At 70.3% G+C, this 18,262-nt stretch carries 16 protein-coding genes; 4 read left to right on the top strand and 12 right to left on the bottom strand.

Annotation, left to right across the window (positions count from 1 at the left end; all coding sequences use genetic code 11):
- Positions 1–33 precede the first annotated feature (33 nt).
- The 11 genes from pnp to ACYQ8L_RS03450 form a co-directional block, all read right to left on the bottom strand.
- Positions 34–2,118: a polyribonucleotide nucleotidyltransferase gene (gene pnp / locus ACYQ8L_RS03400; RefSeq protein ID WP_459940411.1), complete on the bottom strand. Its 2,085-nt coding sequence runs from the start codon at positions 2,116–2,118 to the stop codon at positions 34–36.
- A gap of 103 nt (positions 2,119–2,221) precedes the next feature.
- Positions 2,222–2,491 (bottom strand): 30S ribosomal protein S15, encoded by a 270-nt coding sequence (gene rpsO, locus ACYQ8L_RS03405; protein ID WP_459940365.1) that lies wholly within the window; start codon positions 2,489–2,491, stop codon positions 2,222–2,224.
- 536 nt (positions 2,492–3,027) lie between these two features.
- Positions 3,028–3,936, bottom strand: coding sequence for a tRNA pseudouridine(55) synthase TruB (gene truB / locus ACYQ8L_RS03410; RefSeq protein ID WP_459940366.1), 909 nt, complete (start codon positions 3,934–3,936; stop codon positions 3,028–3,030).
- Positions 3,933–4,928, bottom strand: a complete 996-nt coding sequence (locus ACYQ8L_RS03415; protein ID WP_459940367.1) for a DHH family phosphoesterase — start codon at positions 4,926–4,928, stop codon at positions 3,933–3,935. The genes truB and ACYQ8L_RS03415 overlap by 4 nt, the downstream gene beginning before the upstream one ends.
- Entirely contained in the window at positions 4,903–5,265 is a 363-nt protein-coding gene (gene rbfA, locus ACYQ8L_RS03420; protein ID WP_459940368.1) for a 30S ribosome-binding factor RbfA, read from the bottom strand. Before rbfA ends, ACYQ8L_RS03415 begins: the two co-directional genes overlap by 26 nt.
- A 134-nt stretch (positions 5,266–5,399) precedes the next feature.
- A complete protein-coding gene (locus ACYQ8L_RS03425; protein ID WP_459940369.1) occupies positions 5,400–5,687 on the bottom strand; it encodes a DUF503 domain-containing protein in 288 nt (95 codons plus the stop codon).
- Positions 5,688–5,697: 10 nt separating this feature from the next.
- Entirely contained in the window at positions 5,698–8,169 is a 2,472-nt protein-coding gene (infB, locus tag ACYQ8L_RS03430) for a translation initiation factor IF-2 (protein ID WP_459940370.1), read from the bottom strand.
- Positions 8,170–8,238: 69 nt separating this feature from the next.
- Entirely contained in the window at positions 8,239–9,603 is a 1,365-nt protein-coding gene (nusA, locus tag ACYQ8L_RS03435) for a transcription termination factor NusA (protein WP_459940371.1), read from the bottom strand.
- 42 nt (positions 9,604–9,645) lie between these two features.
- Entirely contained in the window at positions 9,646–10,092 is a 447-nt protein-coding gene (locus ACYQ8L_RS03440) for a ribosome maturation factor RimP (protein ID WP_459940372.1), read from the bottom strand.
- Positions 10,093–10,226: 134 nt separating this feature from the next.
- Entirely contained in the window at positions 10,227–11,201 is a 975-nt protein-coding gene (locus ACYQ8L_RS03445) for a permease (RefSeq protein WP_459940373.1), read from the bottom strand.
- Positions 11,202–11,286: 85 nt separating this feature from the next.
- The gene (locus tag ACYQ8L_RS03450) at positions 11,287–12,591 is read right to left on the bottom strand and encodes a TolC family protein (protein ID WP_459940374.1); all 1,305 of its coding nucleotides are present in this window, start codon (positions 12,589–12,591) and stop codon (positions 11,287–11,289) included.
- Between the two features lie 169 nt (positions 12,592–12,760).
- Here ACYQ8L_RS03450 and ACYQ8L_RS03455 point away from each other — a divergent pair, with 169 nt between their 5' ends.
- The 4 genes from ACYQ8L_RS03455 to ACYQ8L_RS03470 all read left to right on the top strand — a co-directional run bounded on the left by ACYQ8L_RS03455 (position 12,761) and on the right by ACYQ8L_RS03470 (position 17,033).
- A complete protein-coding gene (locus ACYQ8L_RS03455) occupies positions 12,761–13,633 on the top strand; it encodes a hypothetical protein (RefSeq protein WP_459940375.1) in 873 nt (290 codons plus the stop codon).
- A 251-nt stretch (positions 13,634–13,884) separates the two neighbouring features.
- Entirely contained in the window at positions 13,885–15,654 is a 1,770-nt protein-coding gene (locus ACYQ8L_RS03460; RefSeq protein ID WP_459940376.1) for an adenine deaminase C-terminal domain-containing protein, read from the top strand.
- Positions 15,651–16,067 (top strand): ComEA family DNA-binding protein, encoded by a 417-nt coding sequence (locus ACYQ8L_RS03465; protein WP_459940377.1) that lies wholly within the window; start codon positions 15,651–15,653, stop codon positions 16,065–16,067. The genes ACYQ8L_RS03460 and ACYQ8L_RS03465 overlap by 4 nt, the downstream gene beginning before the upstream one ends.
- Positions 16,068–16,115: 48 nt before the next feature.
- Entirely contained in the window at positions 16,116–17,033 is a 918-nt protein-coding gene (locus ACYQ8L_RS03470; RefSeq protein WP_459940378.1) for a TIGR01777 family oxidoreductase, read from the top strand.
- 320 nt (positions 17,034–17,353) lie between these two features.
- Here ACYQ8L_RS03470 and ACYQ8L_RS03475 read toward each other — a convergent pair whose 3' ends face one another.
- Positions 17,354–18,262 carry a damage-control phosphatase ARMT1 family protein gene (locus ACYQ8L_RS03475; RefSeq protein ID WP_459940379.1) on the bottom strand — a complete coding sequence of 303 codons (909 nt, stop codon included), beginning with the start codon at positions 18,260–18,262 and terminating at the stop codon, positions 17,354–17,356.

The raw sequence follows: 18,262 nt of genomic DNA on the forward strand, positions 1-18,262 counted from the left end.
TTGCCCGCTTTTGTCGTTGTATGCCTGGTCGTTCTACCGCCGGCCGCCGCGCCGGTGGTTCCGGCCGCCTTCCTCCCGGCCGTTTCCGCCCGAGGGCTCGTCGGGGTAGAGGGCCGCCTTGCGGGAGAGCTTGATCCGGCCGGTGTTGTCGATGCTGATGACCTTCACCGGCACGGTGTCGCCCTCCTTCATGTAGTCGGTGACCTTGTTCACCCGTTCTCTGTCGATCTCGCTGATGTGCAGCAGCCCGTCGGTGCCCGGGAAGATCTCGACGAAGGCCCCGTAGTCGGTGACCCGGCGCACGATGCCCTCGTACACCCGGCCCACCTCGGCCTCCTGGGTGAGGTCCTCGATCATCTTGATCGCCTTCTTGCACTGCTCCTCGTTGGTGCTGGCGATCATGACGCTGCCGTCGTCCTCGATGTCGATCGAGGTCTGGGTTTCCTGGATGATCTTCCGGATCATCTTGCCGCCGGGGCCGATCACGTCCTTGATCTTCTCGGGGTTAATCTTGATCACCGTGATCCGCGGGGCGTAGGGCGAGATGTCGGGCCGCGGCGCCGAGATCGCCTTCTCCATCTCCCCCAGAATGTGGAGCCGGCCCTGTCGCGCCTGCTCCAGGGCCTGGCGCATGATCTCGGGGGTGATGCCGGCCACCTTGATGTCCATCTGGAGGGCCGTGATCCCTTCGCGGGTGCCGGCCACCTTGAAATCCATGTCGCCCAGATGGTCCTCGTCGCCCAGGATGTCGGAGAGCACGGCGTACCGGTCGCCCTCGATGATGAGGCCCATGGCGATGCCCGCCACCGGCGCGGCCACGGGGACCCCGGCGTCCATGAGGCTCAGGCTCCCGCCGCACACCGTGGCCATGGAGCTCGACCCGTTGGACTCGAGCACCTCCGACACGACCCGGATCGTGTAGGGGAACGTCTCCTGATCGGGAAGCAGGGGCTCCAGGGCCCGCTCGGCCAGCGCCCCGTGGCCGATCTCCCGCCGGCTCGGGGCCCGGAGGAACCGGGCCTCGCCCACGGAGAACGGCGGGAAGTTGTAGTGGAGCATGAACCGCTTGTAGTACTCGCCCTCCAGGGCGTCGATGAGCTGTTCGTCGCTGGAGGTGCCCAGCGTGGTGACCACCAGGGCCTGGGTCTCACCCCGGGTGAACAGGGCCGAGCCGTGGGTGCGGGGCAGCACCCCCACCTGGCAGTCGATGGGCCGGATGTCCGCGAGGCCCCGGCCGTCGATCCGCCGGCCCTCCTCGAGGATCATCCGCCGCACGTGCCGCTTCGCGAGGTCGTCGAACGCGGCCAGGTACTCCTTCTCCCGCAGGCGCTCCTCCTCGGTGAGGGCCTCGAGTAGGGCCTGCTTGGCCTGGCGGAGGAGGGCGTAACGGGCCTTCTTCCGGGGCTCGTTGTAGGCCGCGACCCCGTGCTCGGCGAAGATCGGGGCCACCCGGGCCTCGATCTCGGGATCGGGCTCCACGGCCGGGACCTCCCTCTTGGGCTTGCCGGCCTCTTCCACCAGCCGGTCCTGGAGTTCCACCAGGCGGCGGATTTCGTCGTGGCCGAGCTCGATGGGCTTGAGCACTTCCTCCTCGGACAGCATCTTGGACCCGCTTTCCACCATGGTCACGGCGTCGCGGGTGCCGGCCACCACCAGGTTGAGCCGGCTGCGCTCGAGCTGCTCCAGGGTGGGGTTCACCACGTACTCGCCGTCCACGTAGCCCACCCGCACGGCCGCGATGGGGCCCTGGAACGGGATGTCCGAGATGGACAGCGCCGCGCTCGCCCCCACGATGCCCAGCACGTCGGGGGAGTTCTGGGAGTCGTGGGAGAGCACCGTGGCGATGATTTGGGTCTCCGACCGGAATCCCTTTGGAAACAGGGGCCGGATCGGGCGGTCGATTAGCCGGGACGCCAGGGTGTCGTAGTCCGGCGGGCGGCCCTCGCGTTTGAAAAAGCCGCCGGGGATCTTCCCGGCGGCAAAGGTCTTGGACTGGAAGTTCACGGTGAGGGGGAAGAAGTCGATGCCTTCCCGGGGTTCCTCGGCGGCGACGGCGGTGACGAGAACGACGGTGCCGCCGTAGCTCACCACCACGGCGCCGTGGGCCTGTCGGGCCATGCGGCCGGTTTCGATGGTGAGGGCTCTGCCCCCGAGGTCGATCTCTACGGTCTTTGTGTCAAACAACGCGATACTCCAACGAAAAGGGGAAGGGGACTGGGAGTTACTTCCGGATCCCGAGCCGGTCGATCAGGGTGCGGTACCGCTCGATGTCCTTCTTCTTCAGGTACTCCAGGAGCCGCCGGCGCTGGCCGACGAGCTTCAGGAGGCCCCGCCGGGACGAGTGGTCCTTGTGGTGGTGCTGGAAGTGCTCGGTCAGATAGTTGATCCGCTCGCTCAAAAGGGCGATCTGGACCTCGGGGGATCCGGTGTCCCCGTCGTGGGTCTGGAACTGCTGGATGATCTCCTGCTTTCGTTCGGGGGTGAGGGCCATCTTCGTATCCTCCTGGTGTTTCCTCGTTTCCGTCAGCACGCCGGCCCCGAGCCGGCACACGAACCCCGCCGAGCGGGGATGAACGCCACTTTTTAGCACAATCGCCGAATCCGGTAAAGGAACCGCCCCGCCGCTCCGACGAACCCGGGTACGGGAAGGACGGCCGCATCCCGATCCTGCCGGCTTCCAAGTAGCTTCCTGCTAGGACGCTGGGAGGCTGGGATGCTAGGATGCCAAAATCCTTTGGGATTCCAGCGTCAGCGGTTGTCCCAACCTGTGGGAGCGGCTCCCAAGCCGCGACGCCCCTTTCTTGCGGGCCTTCGGCCCGGATCGCGCCTTGGAAGGCGCTCCCACACCGGGCCCCTGACTCGCACGTTACTGTCCTGCGTAGCGGGGCCCCGAAGGGGCCCTGGGGGGCTTCCGACTGGCACGGCGGGGATCGCCCCCAATTCCGGAGGCCCCTTGCCCCGCCCGCCAGCGAGAGCACCGGCGCCTACCCCGTGGCAGTGTATCGCGAACAGGCCGTGCCTCGTGGCCTACGAGAGCTTCCGAGCGTTCCAGCCTTCCGGCCCCCCCACCACCTTCGTGGGCCACAGGAGCCCCGCGTCGGCCCGGGCCACGGCGAGGAGGGTCCCATCCGGGCCGAACACGGCAAGGGCCGGGGCGTCCGGCCCCTCCCACGGTACGGCGGTTCCGTGGAGGATCCGCTGGGCCTCGGCCGGGCCCACGTCGGCCCGGGACAGGGCCGCGACCATGCGCTCGGGCGGAAGCACCCGATCCCAGGCGTCGGGCCCCAGCCGCTCCACCTCCTCGAGGTCCATCGCCTCGTCGAGGCCGAAGGGCCCCGAGCGGGTGCGCACGAGCTCCCAGAGCACGGCCCCAGACCCGGCGGCCGCGCCGATGTCCCGGGCGAGCGACCGTACGTAGGTCCCGGCCGAGCACTCGACCTCCAGGTCGAGGTCGGGGGGACGCCAGGCCACCAGATCGAGCCGGAAAATCTCCACGGTCCGCGGCGGCGGGGCGACCTCCTCCCCCCGCCGCGCCTTCCGGTAGAGGGCCTCGCCCCCCACCTTGATGGCGGAGTGGGCCGGGGGAACCTGGGTGATGCGGCCCCGGAACCGGGCCAGAAGGGCCTCGAGTTCGGCGAGGTCGAGGGGGGGCACCGGGGCCGAGCGCAGGAGTTCCCCGGTGCGGTCGAGGGTGTCCCGCTCCTCCCCGAGCCGGACGCGGGCGCGGTAGGTCTTGGGATGCCCCACCAGGTACTCGAGGAGCCGGGTGGCCCGGCCGAGCCCTACCAGGAGCACCCCCGAGGCGAACGGATCCAGGGTGCCGGCGTGGCCCGCCTTGTCCGCTCCCAGGGCGCGCCGGACCCGGGCGACCGTGGTGTGTGACGTGGGGCCGGGGGGCTTTCGGACGACCAGCAGGCCCGCGCCGGGTACACTCATCCGGCTTCGCGCCGCCGCAGAAGCAGGTCGTCCCACGCCGCCTCGACCCGGTCGAAGATCTGCTGCCGGATCTCGGCGGCGGTGCCCTCGATGGTCGCGCCGGCGGCGTTCCGGTGGCCACCGCCCCCGAACTCGCTTGCGATCTCGGCAACGTCGATCCGGCCCTTGGACCGGAACGCCACCCGGTACCTCCCGTCGGCCTCCTCCCGGAGCAGGAATCCCACCTCCACCCCGTACACCGACCGGGGGTAGTTGACGAACCCTTCCACGTCCTCGACCCCGGTGTGGGTGGCCCGGAACATCTCCCGGGTCACCGTGACACAGGCCGCTTTGTCCCGGGGCGAAAGCTCCAGGGTCTCGAGCACCCGGCTCAGGAGGCGCAGTCGGTTGACCGGCTGCTGGTCGTATACCATCTGGGCCACCCAGGAGGGGTCCACGCCCCGGTTCACCATGCGGGAGGCGATCTCGAAGGCGCGGGCGTTCGCGTTGGAGAACCGGAAGCAACCCGTGTCGGTCAGGATGGCCGTGTAGATGTTGGTGGCCGCCGTGAACCCCACGGGCACCTGCAGGGCCTGGAGCACCTCGTACACCAGTTCGGCCGTGGCGCAGGCCCCGGGGTCCACCAGGTTGGCCTGGCCGAAGTCGCCGTTGCCCGGGTGGTGATCGATGTTGACCCAGCGGGCCCCGCGCAGCGGTTCGAGGTCGAGCCCGGGCCGGTCGGGGTTGCCGCAGTCCAGGAACACGACGGTGTCGTAGCCCCCGTCCTCCGGGAGGAGCGCCACCCGCTCGGCGAGCGGAAGCCACAGCAGGTTCGCCGGCACTCCGTCCACGTTCACCACGTCGCATGTCTTCCCCAGGGCCAAAAGGCCCGAGAGAAGGGCGAGCGACGAGCCCACGGCGTCACCGTCCGGGTTCTTATGGGACAGCAGGAGCACGCGCCGGGCCGACAGCAGGGCCCGGCGGACCTCAACGATCCGGGTTTTCCGCGTCATCGGCGATGTCCTCGATGGCGGCCTGGGTCCGAAGCCCCCGCTCGAAGGCCTCGTCGTAGACGAACTTCAGATCCGGCACCACCTTGATGCGCATGCGCATCCCCACGGCGCGCCGCACGAACGCCCGGGCGCTGTCGAGCCCCCGCTGGGTCTCGGCCCGTTGGGTCTCGTCGCCCAGCACGGTGTAATACACGCGGGCGTGGCGCAGGTCGGCGCTCACCTTGACCCCGGTCACGGTCACGAACCCCACGCGGGGGTCTTTGAGTTCCCGTTCCAGGACCCAGGCGATCTCGTGGTGAAGCAGGTCCGCCACGCGGCGGGTTCGTCGGGTTTCCATGGGCTCTGCTGAAACGCTGGGAGGCTGGGAGGCTGGGAGGCTTGGAGGCTAGGAAGCCAATTCCCCGCCTTGTCCAAATGGCCGCCGTCCGACGTCGGCGCAACCTCCACCGCTCGGTCCGAGGCCGACGGACGTCAGAAGTGGACGAACTCCCGGTCCACCGAGAGGATTTGGGCCAGGTGCTGGTCCTCCACGAACCGCAGCACGCCCTCCACCACCCGGTCGGCCACCTGGGTCGACCCGGATACCACGGCGAACCCGATGGTGGCCCGCTGGTGGAGGTCGAGGCTGTCCACCTCGGCCACGCTCACGGGGAACTGGTTTCGCACCCGGTCCACCACCCGGCGCACCACCGAGCGCTTTTCCTTGAGGCTCCGGGCCTCCGGGATGTAGAGATCGAACCGGGCGACCCCGATGACCACGGCTCCCGTCCTAGGCCTCGTCCCGGGCCTTCTCTTCCATCACGTAGAACTCCACCACGTCGCCTTCCTTGATGTCATTGAAGTTCTGGATGGAAAGCCCGCATTCCATGCCCTCGCGCACCTCGCGCACGTCGTCCTTGAACCGCTTGAGGCTCGCGAGCTGGCCCTCGTACACGACCACGTTGTCCCGGAGCAGCCGCACCTGGGCGGAGCGCTGGGCCACCCCCTGGGTGACGTAGCAGCCGGCCACGGTGCCCACCTTGGGCACCCGGAACAGTTGCCGCACCTCGGCGCGGCCGAGCACCTTCTCCTCGACGGTGGGGGCCAGGAGTCCCTGCACCGCCTTGTTGAGGTCGTCGATCGCCTCGTAGATCACGCTGTAGAGGCGGACGTCCACCCCCTGTTGTTCGGCCAGTTGGGCCGCCTTGGCCTCGGGCCGCACGTTGAACCCGATGATGATCGCCTCGGAGGCGGCCGCCAGGTTCACGTCGTTTTCGGTGATGCCGCCCACCGCCCCGTGGATCACCCGCACCCGCACCTCGTCGGTGGAGCACTCCTCCAGGGCCTTGGTGAGAGCTTCGACCGAGCCCTGCACGTCCGCCTTGACGATGAGATTGAGGTCCTTGACCTCGCCCTCGGCCAGCCGGGCGTGGAGGTCCTCCAGACTGACCTTCCGGGTCTTGGCCATCTCCTCCTGGCGGGCTTTCTCGGCGCGGCGGGCCGCGATCTGTTTGGCCACCCGCTCGCTCTCCACCACCTGGAACGCCTCGCCCGCGGTGGGCACGCCCCCGAGCCCCAGGATCTCGACGGGAATCGCGGGGCCGGCCTCCTTGACCCGCTTGCCCTGGTCGTTGATGAGGGCCCGGATCCGGCCGTAGTGCTGGCCGGCGAGCACCACGTCGCCGACCTTGAGGGTGCCGTCCTGCACGAGCACCGTGGCCACCGGGCCCCGGCCCCGGTCCACCCGGGACTCGATCACCACGCCCCGAGCCGGCTTGTTGGGGTTGGCCTTGAGGTCCATGAGCTCGGCCTGGAGCGCGATCATCTCGAGGAGGTCGTCGATGCCGGTTCGCTTCTTGGCCGACACCGGTACGCAGATCACGTCGCCGCCCCATTCCTCGGGCACCAAGCCGTGCTCGGTGAGTTGGCGCTTCACCCGGTCGGGGTCGGCGTCGGGCTTGTCCATCTTGTTGATGGCGACGATGATCGGCACCCCGGCGGCCTTGGAGTGGTCGATGGCCTCGATGGTCTGGGGCATGATGCCGTCGTCGGCCGCCACCACCAGCACCGTGATGTCGGTGACCTTGGCGCCCCGGGCCCGAAGGGCGGTGAACGCCTCGTGGCCGGGGGTGTCGAGGAACACGAGCTTCCCGCGGCTCGTCTCCACCTCGTAGGCGCCGATGTGCTGGGTGATCCCGCCGGCCTCCCGGTCGGCCACCCGGGTTTCCCGGATCGCGTCGAGCAGCGAGGTCTTGCCGTGGTCCACGTGGCCCATGACCGTGACCACGGGGGGCCGGGGCTTCAGGTCCTCGGGCCGGTCCTCGGCCTGGGCCAGGATCTCCTCCTCGCCCACCTGATAGCTCTCCACCTCGTAGCCGAACTCCGAGGCCACTAGGGCCGCCGTGTCCACGTCGATGGTCTGGTTGATGGTGGCGAGCACCCCCAGGCCCATGAGCTGGCGGATGAGCTCGGTGGCCTTCACGCCCATCCGCTGGCTCAGGTCGGAGACCGTGATGACCTCGCCGATCCGGATCTTGCGCTTCTGGGCCTTGGGGGCCACCGTGCTGGGCGGCTGGGGGGCGGCCTTCTTCTGGGGTCTGCCCCGGGCCTCTTCGCGCCTGGCCTTCTTGCCCTTCTTGCCCTTCTGGGCCTTGCGGGCGGCCTTGGCGGCCTCCCGCTCCTCCTTGGACATCTGGTAGGAGGGCGGCGGAGGGGCCGGTTGTTCCGGCAGATGGTGGATGAACCGCACCACCTTGAGCTTGAACCGCTCCTCCCCCTCGGATTCCTCCTTGGCGGCTTCGGCGGCCTCCTCCGGTTCCTTCTCGGGGACCTCCTCGGCGGGTTGCTCCGCAGCGGCCTCCGCGGCTTCGGCCGATTCGGCCGGGGCCTCGCCCTCGGCTTCCGGCGCCGGCGCCTCCTCGGATGGGGCCGGTTCGGCGGGTGCGGTTTCTACCACCGGCGCGGGTTCGGGCTCCGGTTGGGCCTCGGCGGGTTCCGCAGGGGCCGCCTCGGCTGCGGCCTCCTCGGGCTCTTCCTTCTTCCGGCGTCGCCGGCGGACCACCTTACCCGGCTTCGGGGCGGCGGGCTTCTCCTCTTCGGCCTCACCGGCGCCCAGCTTCTTCAACGCCGGCTGGAGTTCGGCCTCGTCCACCGGGGACAGGTGGCTTCGGACCTTCACCCCGAGTTCCGTCAGCGCGTTGAGGAGATCCTGGACCTCGACCCCGTGCTTCTTTGCCGCTTCGAATACCCGAATCTTCGCCATTCCCGCCTTCCTACCAGGGAAGAGTGGTTTCTGATACCCCGTGGGGAGCCCTCCCGGTCCGGTGGGGCTTTACTCCTGCGCCGGCGGTTCCTCCGCGGCGTCCTCCTCGGTTCCGGCCGCCGCCTCTTCGGCCGGGCTCTCCGGTTGCGATTCCTCCGGTTCGGCCTCCGCCCCCTCCTGTTCCTGGCTCGTGGCCGCAATCAGTTCCGCCTCGAAGGCCTTGCGGGCCGCCTCGCGCAGGAGTTCAGCCTCCTCGGTTTCGATGCCGAGCGCCTCGCAGAGCTTCGGGATCGGTACTTTGGAGAGATCCTCCTGGGTGTGCACGTCGATCCGGCCGAGCAGGGCCACCTTGAGGGGGTCCATGCCGGGGAGTTGGAGCATCTTACCCCGTTCCTCCTCCCGGCGCCGGGCCTCCTGCTCGGTGATGATGTCGAGCCTCCAGCCCATGAGCTTGGCCGCCAGCTTGACGTTCTGGCCGCGGCGGCCGATTGCGAGGCTCAGTTGGTCCTCGGGCACGATCACGGTCATGGTCTGGCGCTCCTCGTCCACCAGCACCCGGGAGATCTGGGCGGGGGAGAGGGCGTTGGCGGCGAACAGGGCGGGCTCCTCGTTCCACACCACGATGTCGATGCGCTCGCCCTTGAGTTCCTGTACCACCGCGCGGACCCGGCTTCCGCGCACGCCCACGCAGGCGCCCACGGGGTCCACGTCGGGGTCGTGGGACATCACCGCCAGCTTGGCCCGCTCGCCCGGGTCGCGGGCGCATCCCTTGATCTCGATGATGCCCTCGCGGATCTCGGGCACCTCGGCCTCGAAGAGCTTTTTCACGAAATCGGGGTGGGTCCGCGAGAGCACGAGCTGGGGACCCCGGGACTCCTTCTGCACCTTGAGCAGCAGCGCCCGGATGCGGTCGCCCTGGCGGTAGTTCTCGCTGCGGATCTGCTCCGAGTGGGGGAGCACCGCGTCGGTGCGGCCGAGGTTCACGATGATGTCGCCCCGCTCGAACCGCTGGACGATCCCGTTGATGATCTCGCCCCGGCGGTCGATGAACTCGTTGTAGATGAGCTCCCGCTCGGCCTCCCGCACCTTCTGGATGATGACCTGCTTGGCCACTTGGGCCGTGATCCGGCCCATGTCGCGGAACTCCAGGGGGATGCCGAGCTCGTCGCCCACCTCGCACTCGGGATCGTACTTCTCGCGGGCCTCCTGGAGGCTAATCTGGGTGTAGGAGTCTTCCACGTCCTCCACCACGGTCATGTATTCCAGGATCTCCACCTGCCCGGTTTCCTCGTTGAACTGGGCCTCGATGTTCCGGTTGCCCAGCTGCCGCCGGGCGGCGGTGGCCATGGCCTGCTCCAGGGCGTCGATCAGGACCTCCCGATCGATCCCCTTTTCCCGGACGACTTGATCGATGACGCGGTTCAGATCTTTCATGGTTTCCCCATACGGTCTTGGTGTTTCCCTCGTGGCCCCGGCTCAGAACCGGATCTCCGGGTCCAGGTGGGCTTCCCGGACGAGCTCGAGCGGGATCTCCACCGCCCCGCCGCCGTGCTCCTCCACCCGGACCGAGCCGCCGTCGGCCGAGAGCCCGGCGTTCGTGCCACGGAAGGTCTTTCGCCCCTCCAGGGCCTGTGTCGTCTTCACCACCACCCGTTCCCCGACGAACCGTTCGAAGTGCTCGGGCCGGGTCAGAGGCCTGCGGATCCCCGGGCTCGAAACCTCCAGCACGTACGCCCCGCGGATCGGGTCGGCCACGTCCATGTGGGCGCTCAGTTCCCGGCTCAACCGGGCACACTCGTCCAGGGTGATCCCGCCGGGGCGGTCCGCAAGAACGCGCAGCACCAGCCGGCCGGCCTCGGTGCGAAGCCGCAGGTCCACCAGCTCGTAGCCGGCGTCCTCCACTACCGGGCCCAGGAGGCCCACGAGTTCGGTTTCCTTTGCGCTTCTGTGCATAGCCGGGCCGAAACGAAAAAAGTGGGCGAATGGCCCACTTCGGAGTGCCTCGAAGCGAAGAGCGAAAGGGTATCAGCGAAAGCGTTTTGTGTAAAGGCGAAAATTCACAGGCCCACCCACCCGAGCGCCTGGAACGACCAGGCCACGAGCAGGGTGCCCACGAGGCAGATGCCCAGGTACAGGGCGAGAAGGCGCGGCCGAAAGAGGGTCACGAACACGCCCATCACCGGAAGGGCGGTGACCGGTCCGCCCACCAGGAACGCCATGCCGGCGGCGCGGGACACGGCCAGGTCGCTGAACCCGAACAGGATCGCCGTGGCGGTGATCTGGGTGATGTGCAGGGGCACCACGGCCACCGTGAGGCCCAGCACGGACAGGGGACTCCCCGAGACGAGGAGCCGGTCGATCCACTCGTTGGGCACGTACCGCTGGGCCACCACGGAGATGAGGAGCCCCAGGAGCACGTATTTCCCCACCTTGACCCCGCCCTCCCAGGCCTTGGCCAGGTACACGAGCACGGGGTGCCCGCCGCGGGCCTCGACCCGCTTGCTCAGCATCTCGTTGCAGTGGCAGCGCAGGATCTCCTCGGGGTAATCGGGGTCGTGGAAGTTTCCCTGGGGCAGTTCCTTGCGGAACAGGGTCTCGAGCCGGAGCCCCCGGGTCTCGAACCAGTGGGTCACCATGCCGGCGAAGAGCCCCATGAGCACCGCGGCGGCGAGTTCGGCGTTGGCCCAGTACGGCCCCAGATTCTTCACCGCCAGGGTGTACCCGGCCGGGCTCATGAGGGGCGAGGTGACCAGAAGGCTCATGGCCGGCGCGAGCGGCAGCCCCCCGAGGATCAGGCTGATCGTGAGCGGCAGGATGCCGCAGGCGCACAGGGGGCTCACCACCCCCAACACCGTGGCGACGAGGACGGCCCAGGGGCCGAAGCGCGTCAGGGTGCGGCGGATCTTGAGGTGCCACTTCTTCGTGCGGATCCAGGCCTCCAGGGCCACCCCCACGAGGAAGTAGGGCCAGATCTCCGCGATCTCGGCCAGCAGGTCTTGGCCGATCGCGGCCAGTTCGTGCGGTATCGTCATGGGCTCAAGGGTCTTCGGCCCCTGCCGGGGCCGGGGAAAACGGACCTTCTTCTACCCGGGAACCGAAGAAAGGTTTCGGGGCCGGTCAAAGATCGTTCGTGACGGCCAGCACCCGGGCCCGGGCCACCATGTAGTCGCGCAGGGCCCGGGCCAGATCGGTGCGCGCCGCCGTGAGGCCCAGTTCGGCGTCGGTCACGTCGAGCGCCGTGCCCACCCCGTAGCGGTACGAGGCCTCGGCGAGCTCCAGGGCCTTCTCCGCCTGTTCGATGTTCTGGCCCGCGGCCTCGATGATCTGGCGGGCCTCCTCCACCGCGTCGAGCGCCACCTTGGCCTCCAGGGCGATGCCCTGCCGGGTCTGGTCGATGGCGATCTCCACGTCCCGGAGCTGGCTTCGGGCCTGGGCCACCTTGCCCCGCGTCTTTCCGGCGTCGAAAAACGGCCATCGCATCTGAACGCCCACGGCCCACTGTTCCCGGCGGAAATCGAGCTGGTCCCACTCCTGGCTGCCGAACCCGTACTCGGCTCGCAGGCCCACCGTGGGCTTGTTCTCGGCCTCGGCCAGGTTGAGATTCTTCTCGGCCATCTCCCGGGCCCGGGCCAGGGCCGCGAGTTCGGGCCGTCGCTCCCAGGCCCGCTCGATCACGGCCCCCAGGTCTCCCACCGCCAGCGGCTCCTGGGCCAGCTCGCCCACGGGGTCCAAGGGGGCGTCCTGGGGCCGGGCGAGCAGGTTGTTGAGCCGGGCCTGGGCCTGGCGCACCCGGTTCTGGGCCTGGATCACCGGGGGCCGGGCGTTGGCCACGGCCACCCGGGCCCGCACCACCTCGAACTCGTTCACGACCCCTGCCTCGAAGCGCTTTTGCGCCACCTCCAGGTGCCGCTGCTTCTGGGCCAGGGTTTCCTGAGCCACCTCCACCAGCCGGCGGGCGAGAAGGAGGTCGTAGAACGCCTCGTGCACCCGGAGTTTCACGTCCCGCTCCACGGCCTGGAGTTCCCAGGAGGCCTGCTCCCGGGCCACCCGGGCGATCTCGATCGCGGTGGACACCCGGCCCCAGGAAAACAGGATCTGATCCAGGGTGCCCTTGATCTGGTAGAAGTTCGTGGCCTCGGGCTGGATGAAGCCCCCGAACGTGTCGAGGAAGCTCTCGTCGTAGCTTCGCCGGTACGCCGCCTCGACCCCCAGTTGGGGGTAGACCTGGCTCTTCACCTCGGTGATCTGCCCCTCGAGCCGGCGGAGCTTCTCCCGGGCCCTCTGGACCTCGTGGTTCTGCTCCAGGGCCAGCGTGACCGCGCCCGGGAGGTCGAGCCGGAGCGGTTCCGCGGCGCCGGCGACCGCGCCCGACAGCAGGACGACGGCGACGGCACAGATGCCTCGCAGCCAAGCCCGTTTCATGGCCATCCTCCCCGCGGCGACCCCGCCGCGTACGGTGCTGAATGAAAATTCAGGCGCGTACGGTACGCCGGGGGAGGGGGGTGTTGCAACCCCGGGAACGTGGCGGTCGGGGCGCGGCCGGGGTACACTCGGGGCGCACCCGGCCCGGACGCCGGGGCGGAGGCGCGGGATGCGAAAGGCCGAGCGGTTTTCGAACCCCTGGAAGCGAACGGGGGTGTTTGCCTGCGACCACGTGGCGCATCAGGACTTTGCGGGGTCGGTGAGCCCGTACCACGTGCTCCGGGAGAAGGGATGCTATCCGAGGGGGTGCCTCTACTTCCGGTGGCGGTGCAAGCGGCTCGAGAAGGGCAAGCGGTGCAAGCGGAAATTCCGCCACGTGGGCCGCTTGTGCCGGGGGTGCCCCGAGTACGACGAGGAGAAGGTGCACCAGCAACCCCGGCTTCTGCTCACGCCGGGGCAGTGGCTCGACTTCCGCAGGGAACTGGAGGAGTTCGAGCGCTGGTTCGACGAGACGGTCGGCCGGCGGGTGGAGGTGTCGGGGGAGGTGGCCGAGGTCAAACCCAGCTTCGTCCAGGAGGTGGACGCGGGGAGCCGGGTGCACTACCGGGGGTTCCTGGTGGTGCTCGCCGGCGCCCACCTCGGCTGGACCCGGATCGACGCCCCGGTGTACTTGCGGGTGTCCCGCGCGGCCCAGGACCGGCACGGGTTCCGGGCGGGGGACCGGATCGAGTGCCTGGGCGAGGTGGCCCAAGACCACGGCCGCATCGTGATCCGGAGGGTGGGCCGGGTGGAGTTCGGCGGCCGGGGCACGGGCCGGGTCTGGACCGCGGCCGAGGGCCTCGTGGCCAAGGCCGCGGCCACGGCGTTCTCCCACCAGCCCGAGACGTGCCTCCGGTGCCCCGGCGGAACCCTCCTCGACGTGTACCGGGACGACGGCGGCGGCGTGCGCCACCACCGGCGGCTGCTGTGCCTCGAGGGGCTCCCCTCGCCGGAACTCTGCCCCCGGTGGTACGGGGCGGCTGGGCGGGCGCTAGGACGTTAGTAGGACGTTAGGACGTCAGCCGTAGGTCGTTGGTCGTAAGCCGTTGGTCGTGGGGCTTCGCCCGTTACGAGCGGTAACGAACGACTCGCGGTGGTTGTCGGCTGTTTTCTCGACGAACGACAAACGACAAACGACCTGCGGCAGTGGACCCGTCCCCGCGTCCGCGCGTCCCAGCGTTCGCACGCGACAACGATTCACGACTTCACGATTCACGGCCGTTGCGCCGCCCCGCCTGACGAAAGGAGGCGTTGTTGGCGATCCCGTGCAGCCCTGACCTTCGGTGGCGCCTCGTCCGGGTGGCCCAGGGGCTCGAAGCGCCGGACCTTCTAGTGCGGGGGGGCCGGGTGTGGAACGCGTTCACCGGCGAGGTCACCGAGGCCGACGTGGCCGTGTGCGCCGACCGGATCGCGCGGGTGGGCCCCTGGGACGGCCCGGTGGGGGAGGGGACGGCGGTCCTGGACGCCCGGGGCCTCGCCGTGGTGCCCGGGTACATCGAGCCCCACACCCATCCCTGGCCGTTTCACAATCCCCTGGCCCTGGCCGAGGCCGCCGTGTGCCGGGGCACCACCACCCTGGTGTACGACAACCTGCTCCTCTACCTGGCCCTGGGGCCGGACCGGTTCGCCGAGCTGGCCAGGGCGCTCAGCCGGGCCGCCCTGGGCCGGGTGTTCTGGGTCGCCCGGATCGCGAGCCAGTCCTGGTTCCCCGAGGAGGCCGAGGTGTTCGGGGTAGAACCGATCCGGCGGCTCCTCGACCGGCCCGAGGTGCTGTGCACCGGCGAGATGACCCGGTGGACCGATTTCCTCCGGCCCGACCGGGCGCCCCGGCTCCTCGGTCGCATCGAGGACGCCAGGGCCCGGGGCAAGTTCGCCGACGGCCACACCGCCGGGGCGAGCGCCCGCCGGCTCCCGGCCCTCGCGGCCGCCGGGATCCGGTCGTGCCACGAGGCCATCACGGCCGAGGAGGCGCTCGAACGGCTCCGGCAGGGCCTGTGGGTGCTCCTTCGGAACTCGAGCCTCCGGGAGGACCTGGAGGCGCTCCTGCCCGTGCTCGATCGAACCGCCTTCCACGACCGGATCACCCTGACCACCGACGGGGCCAAGGCCCACCAAATCGTGCGGAAGGGCCTCACCGACCACCTGATCCGGACCGCCCTGGAGGCCGGGGTGCCGGAGCACACCGCCTACGCCCTGGCCACCCGGAACGCCGCCGCGTTCCTGGGTCTCGACGAGGACCTGGGAGCCGTGGCCCCGGGGCGATGGGCCGACCTCAATCTGCTCACCGACCTTCGCGACCCCACCCCGGTGGCCGTGGTCGCGGGAGGCCGGCTCGCGGCCCGGGAAGGGCGGCTCGTGGTCCCGGCGCCGAGCGCGTCGTTCCCCTGGGCCGAGGCGTACCGGGGAGGGGAGCCGCCCGTGCCGGACTGGGGGCCCGAGCGGTTTGTGTTGCCCCCCCACGCGCCCGACCCGTTCCCGGCGGGCCGGCTCGCGAACGCGGTCATCACCCGGGAGGAGCCGGTGGCCCTCGAGCGCCGGGGCCCGGGCCTCTGGCCCGCCCACGCCCAGGCCCACGTGCTCGCCCTCACCGATCGCACCGGGCGCTGGATCGGCCGGGGTGTGGTTCTGGGGCTGGGGAGTCGACTTCGGGCCGTGGCCAGCACCTACACCACCAACGCCGGCATCCTCGTGGCCGGCCGGGACCCGGAGGCCATGGCCGAGGCCCTCGGGCGGGTCCGGGCCGTGGGCGGGGGGATCGCCGTGGTCGGGGAAGACGGGGCGGGGGTGCGGGAGTTCCCGCTCCCCCTGGCCGGGATCCAGATGCCGGGCCCCTTCGGGGGGGCCGCCGAGGCGGCCTCGGCGTTCCAGGCCGCGATGGAGGCCGGGGGGTACACCCATTCCGACCCCAACTACACGCTCCTGTTCCTCTCCTGCGACTTCCTGCCGGATCTGCGGCTCACCCGGCGGGGCTGGATCCGGATCAAGACCGACGAGGTGCTCTTGCCGGCGGAGGAGTTGGGATGAGGGCGCCCGCCCGGGAGAGCCGGTGGCCGGTCGGCGTGCTCCTCCTCGCCGGGGTGGCCTGGCTCGGGGTGGGGCTCTCGGCGCTTCGGCGCCCCCCGGCCGAGTTGCCGCCGCTTACGCCCCGGGCCGAGTGGGAGCGGCTCCTCGCGGGGGAGCCCCTGGACCTCAACCGGGCCACGGCCGTGGATCTCGCGGCCCTGCCGGGGATCGGCCCGGCCCGGGCCGAGGCCATCGTGGCCGAGCGGGAGCGAAGGGGAGGGTTCCGCACCGTGGAGGATCTCAAAGCGGTCCCGGGCATCGGCCCCAAGACCCTGGAGCGCCTGCGCCCGTTTCTCACCGCGGCACCGCCGACCGCGAACCGTAGACCGCCGACCGTAGACCGAAGACTGAAGACTGAAGACCGCCGACCGTAGACCGCCGACCGTAGACCGCAGACCGACGTTCCCCGTACGGAGTCCCCCATGCGCATCTTCTTCACCGGAGCCACAGGGTTCGTGGGAAGCCGGCTCGTGCCGTTCCTGCGGCAGGCCGGGCACGAGGCCGTACTGCTCGTGCGCCCGTCGGAAAAGACCGGGTCCGTGCCCGCCTGCGACCAGCTCGTCACGGGAAACCCCATGGAGTGGGGCCCGTGGTGGAAGCCGGTGGCCGAGTGCGGGGCGGCCGTGAACCTGGCCGGGGCCCCGATCGTGGGCAAATGGACCCCCGAGAAGAAGCTCGCCATCCGGGAAAGCCGCGTCCGGACCACCCGGAACCTCGTGGACGCGATTCCCAACCAGGCGAAGGGGTTCCCCCTGGTCAGTGCCTCGGCCGTGGGGATCTACGGCGACGCCGGGGAGCGGGAGCTCGACGAGGACGCCCCGCTGGGGACCGATTTCCTCGCCAAGGTGGCCCGGGACTGGGAGGCCGAGGCCTTCAGGGCCCGGGAGAAGGGCGCCCGGGTGGTCGTCACGCGCTTCGGCATCGTGCTGGGCCCGGGGGGAGGGGCGCTCGCCGAACTCGCCAAGATGACCAAACGGTTCCTGGGGGGGCCGGTGGGCTCGGGCCGGCAGTGGTTCTCGTGGATCCACCTCGAGGACCTGTGCCGGGCGATCCGGTTCCTGCTGGAGCGGCCCGACCTGGAGGGGGTGTTCAACCTGTGCAGCCCGAACCCCGTGCGCCAGATCGACCTCGCCCGCACCCTGGGCCGGGTGCTCGGCCGGCCGGCGTACACCCCGGCCCCGGCGTTCGCGGTGAAGCTCGTGCTGGGCGAGTTCGGGAGCACCCTCCTCGCGAGCCAGCGCATGGTGCCCCGGCGGCTCCTGGAGGCTGGGTTCGAGTTCCGGTACCCGGAGCTGGAGGGGGCGTTGCGGGAGATTCTGGCTCGGCGGCTCGGCGGCTAGGCGGCTAGGCGGCTGGGCCGGGGGCTCCCCCTTCGCTGAACGGCCTCGCAAGGGCCGCCTCGGCGCGGTCCGCTGCGGCGCGTGAGAGCACGCGCCGCGGCCGCTCCCCTGGCGCCGGGCGGCCCGAGTTGCTCGGCCGTCGCGCTTCGTCGGGGCCCCCCGCCCCGCCGCTGGCATGGTTCGACGTTTTGTGGCACGGCATTGGAGCCGGCCGGGCGGGGCCGGTTCGGTCCCGCGGGCTCCCCTCAGCCCCCCAGATGGGCCCGCTTGACCTCGTCGTTGGAGAGGAGGTGGTCGGGGGGCCGCGGGGGCGCGCCGGGTCACCGTTCGGGGGGCGTTGGGGGGGCCAGGCGGACCAGAACGGTCGGATACCCCGGGGTCAGGTTGAGCCACCTTTCGTGCACCGCGCATTTCGCCTGGAACAGAAACACCGTCGGGCGGCCAAGGCAGCCGTATTCGTCCACGGTGTCGAGGTTTCCGCCCCCCTTGGAAACCACCACGTCGGCCTCGCGGATGCGTTTGCGCACGTCCGGCGAGCACCGGCGAAGGATGGTTCCGGGCAGGGGGCCCCGGATCCCGTTGGGAACCACCGCGGCCACTTGATCGAGCCCGATCCACCCGGCCTCCGTTTCGGTGACGTCGTTCAGGGCCGGTTCGCTCCGGACCACGTAGGTGACCTCCGCACCGGTCCGTTCCCGAAGGGCCGAAATCGCCGCGCGATCCAGAACGGCCTCCCCGGCGTTGTCCGCCAGGCATACGATCCGTCTGGCCCCTTCGAGCCACCGCGCCGCCTCGTCCAGCCCACCGCCCTGCACCGGACGCTCCAGCGTTTCCCAGATCGCCTGTTCCACGGCGGGGGTGCCGTTCGGATGCACCATCCGATCCAACGCGTTCCCGATGCACCAGATCCGTAGCAGGGTCTCGAAGGGGCGGGCGGACCGGCGAAGCGTCTCCTCCACCTTGGGAAGGGCGCGCTTCGCCCCCTCCACCTCGCGGCGCTTGGACTCCCGGAACGGATCCCACACCCCCGTCCGGTCGCGGATCCACGCGAGGACCGCCTCCAGCGCTTCCGGCGGGGTGCGGTGGTCCGGGAGTTCGTCCCACACGGGAAGATGCGAGACCTCGGCTGCGAGAATCGTCTGGGCCCGGGCATCCGGCCCCGCGGCGTTTCGGGCGGCCGAGAGCGCCACGCGTCGGATGCACGCCACACATTCGGGTTCGGTGCGCAT

Source organism: Deferrisoma palaeochoriense, assembly GCF_054656955.1.

What these genes read in the sequence shown, in the direction of transcription:
- pnp (WP_459940411.1), bottom strand. Translation starts at nt 2,118, where the DNA reads ATGGCCCGACAGGCCCACGGCGCCGTGGTGGTGAGCTACGGCGGCACC.
- truB (WP_459940366.1), bottom strand. Translation starts at nt 3,936, where the DNA reads ATGAGTGTACCCGGCGCGGGCCTGCTGGTCGTCCGAAAGCCCCCCGGC.
- nusA (WP_459940371.1), bottom strand. Translation starts at nt 9,603, where the DNA reads ATGAAAGATCTGAACCGCGTCATCGATCAAGTCGTCCGGGAAAAGGGG.
- ACYQ8L_RS03475 (WP_459940379.1), bottom strand. Translation starts at nt 18,262, where the DNA reads ATGCGCACCGAACCCGAATGTGTGGCGTGCATCCGACGCGTGGCGCTC.
- infB (WP_459940370.1), bottom strand. Translation starts at nt 8,169, where the DNA reads ATGGCGAAGATTCGGGTATTCGAAGCGGCAAAGAAGCACGGGGTCGAG.
- ACYQ8L_RS03465 (WP_459940377.1), top strand. Translation starts at nt 15,651, where the DNA reads ATGAGGGCGCCCGCCCGGGAGAGCCGGTGGCCGGTCGGCGTGCTCCTC.
- ACYQ8L_RS03415 (WP_459940367.1), bottom strand. Translation starts at nt 4,928, where the DNA reads ATGACGCGGAAAACCCGGATCGTTGAGGTCCGCCGGGCCCTGCTGTCG.
- ACYQ8L_RS03450 (WP_459940374.1), bottom strand. Translation starts at nt 12,591, where the DNA reads ATGAAACGGGCTTGGCTGCGAGGCATCTGTGCCGTCGCCGTCGTCCTG.
- ACYQ8L_RS03445 (WP_459940373.1), bottom strand. Translation starts at nt 11,201, where the DNA reads ATGACGATACCGCACGAACTGGCCGCGATCGGCCAAGACCTGCTGGCC.
- rpsO (WP_459940365.1), bottom strand. Translation starts at nt 2,491, where the DNA reads ATGGCCCTCACCCCCGAACGAAAGCAGGAGATCATCCAGCAGTTCCAG.
- ACYQ8L_RS03470 (WP_459940378.1), top strand. Translation starts at nt 16,116, where the DNA reads ATGCGCATCTTCTTCACCGGAGCCACAGGGTTCGTGGGAAGCCGGCTC.
- ACYQ8L_RS03455 (WP_459940375.1), top strand. Translation starts at nt 12,761, where the DNA reads ATGCGAAAGGCCGAGCGGTTTTCGAACCCCTGGAAGCGAACGGGGGTG.
- rbfA (WP_459940368.1), bottom strand. Translation starts at nt 5,265, where the DNA reads ATGGAAACCCGACGAACCCGCCGCGTGGCGGACCTGCTTCACCACGAG.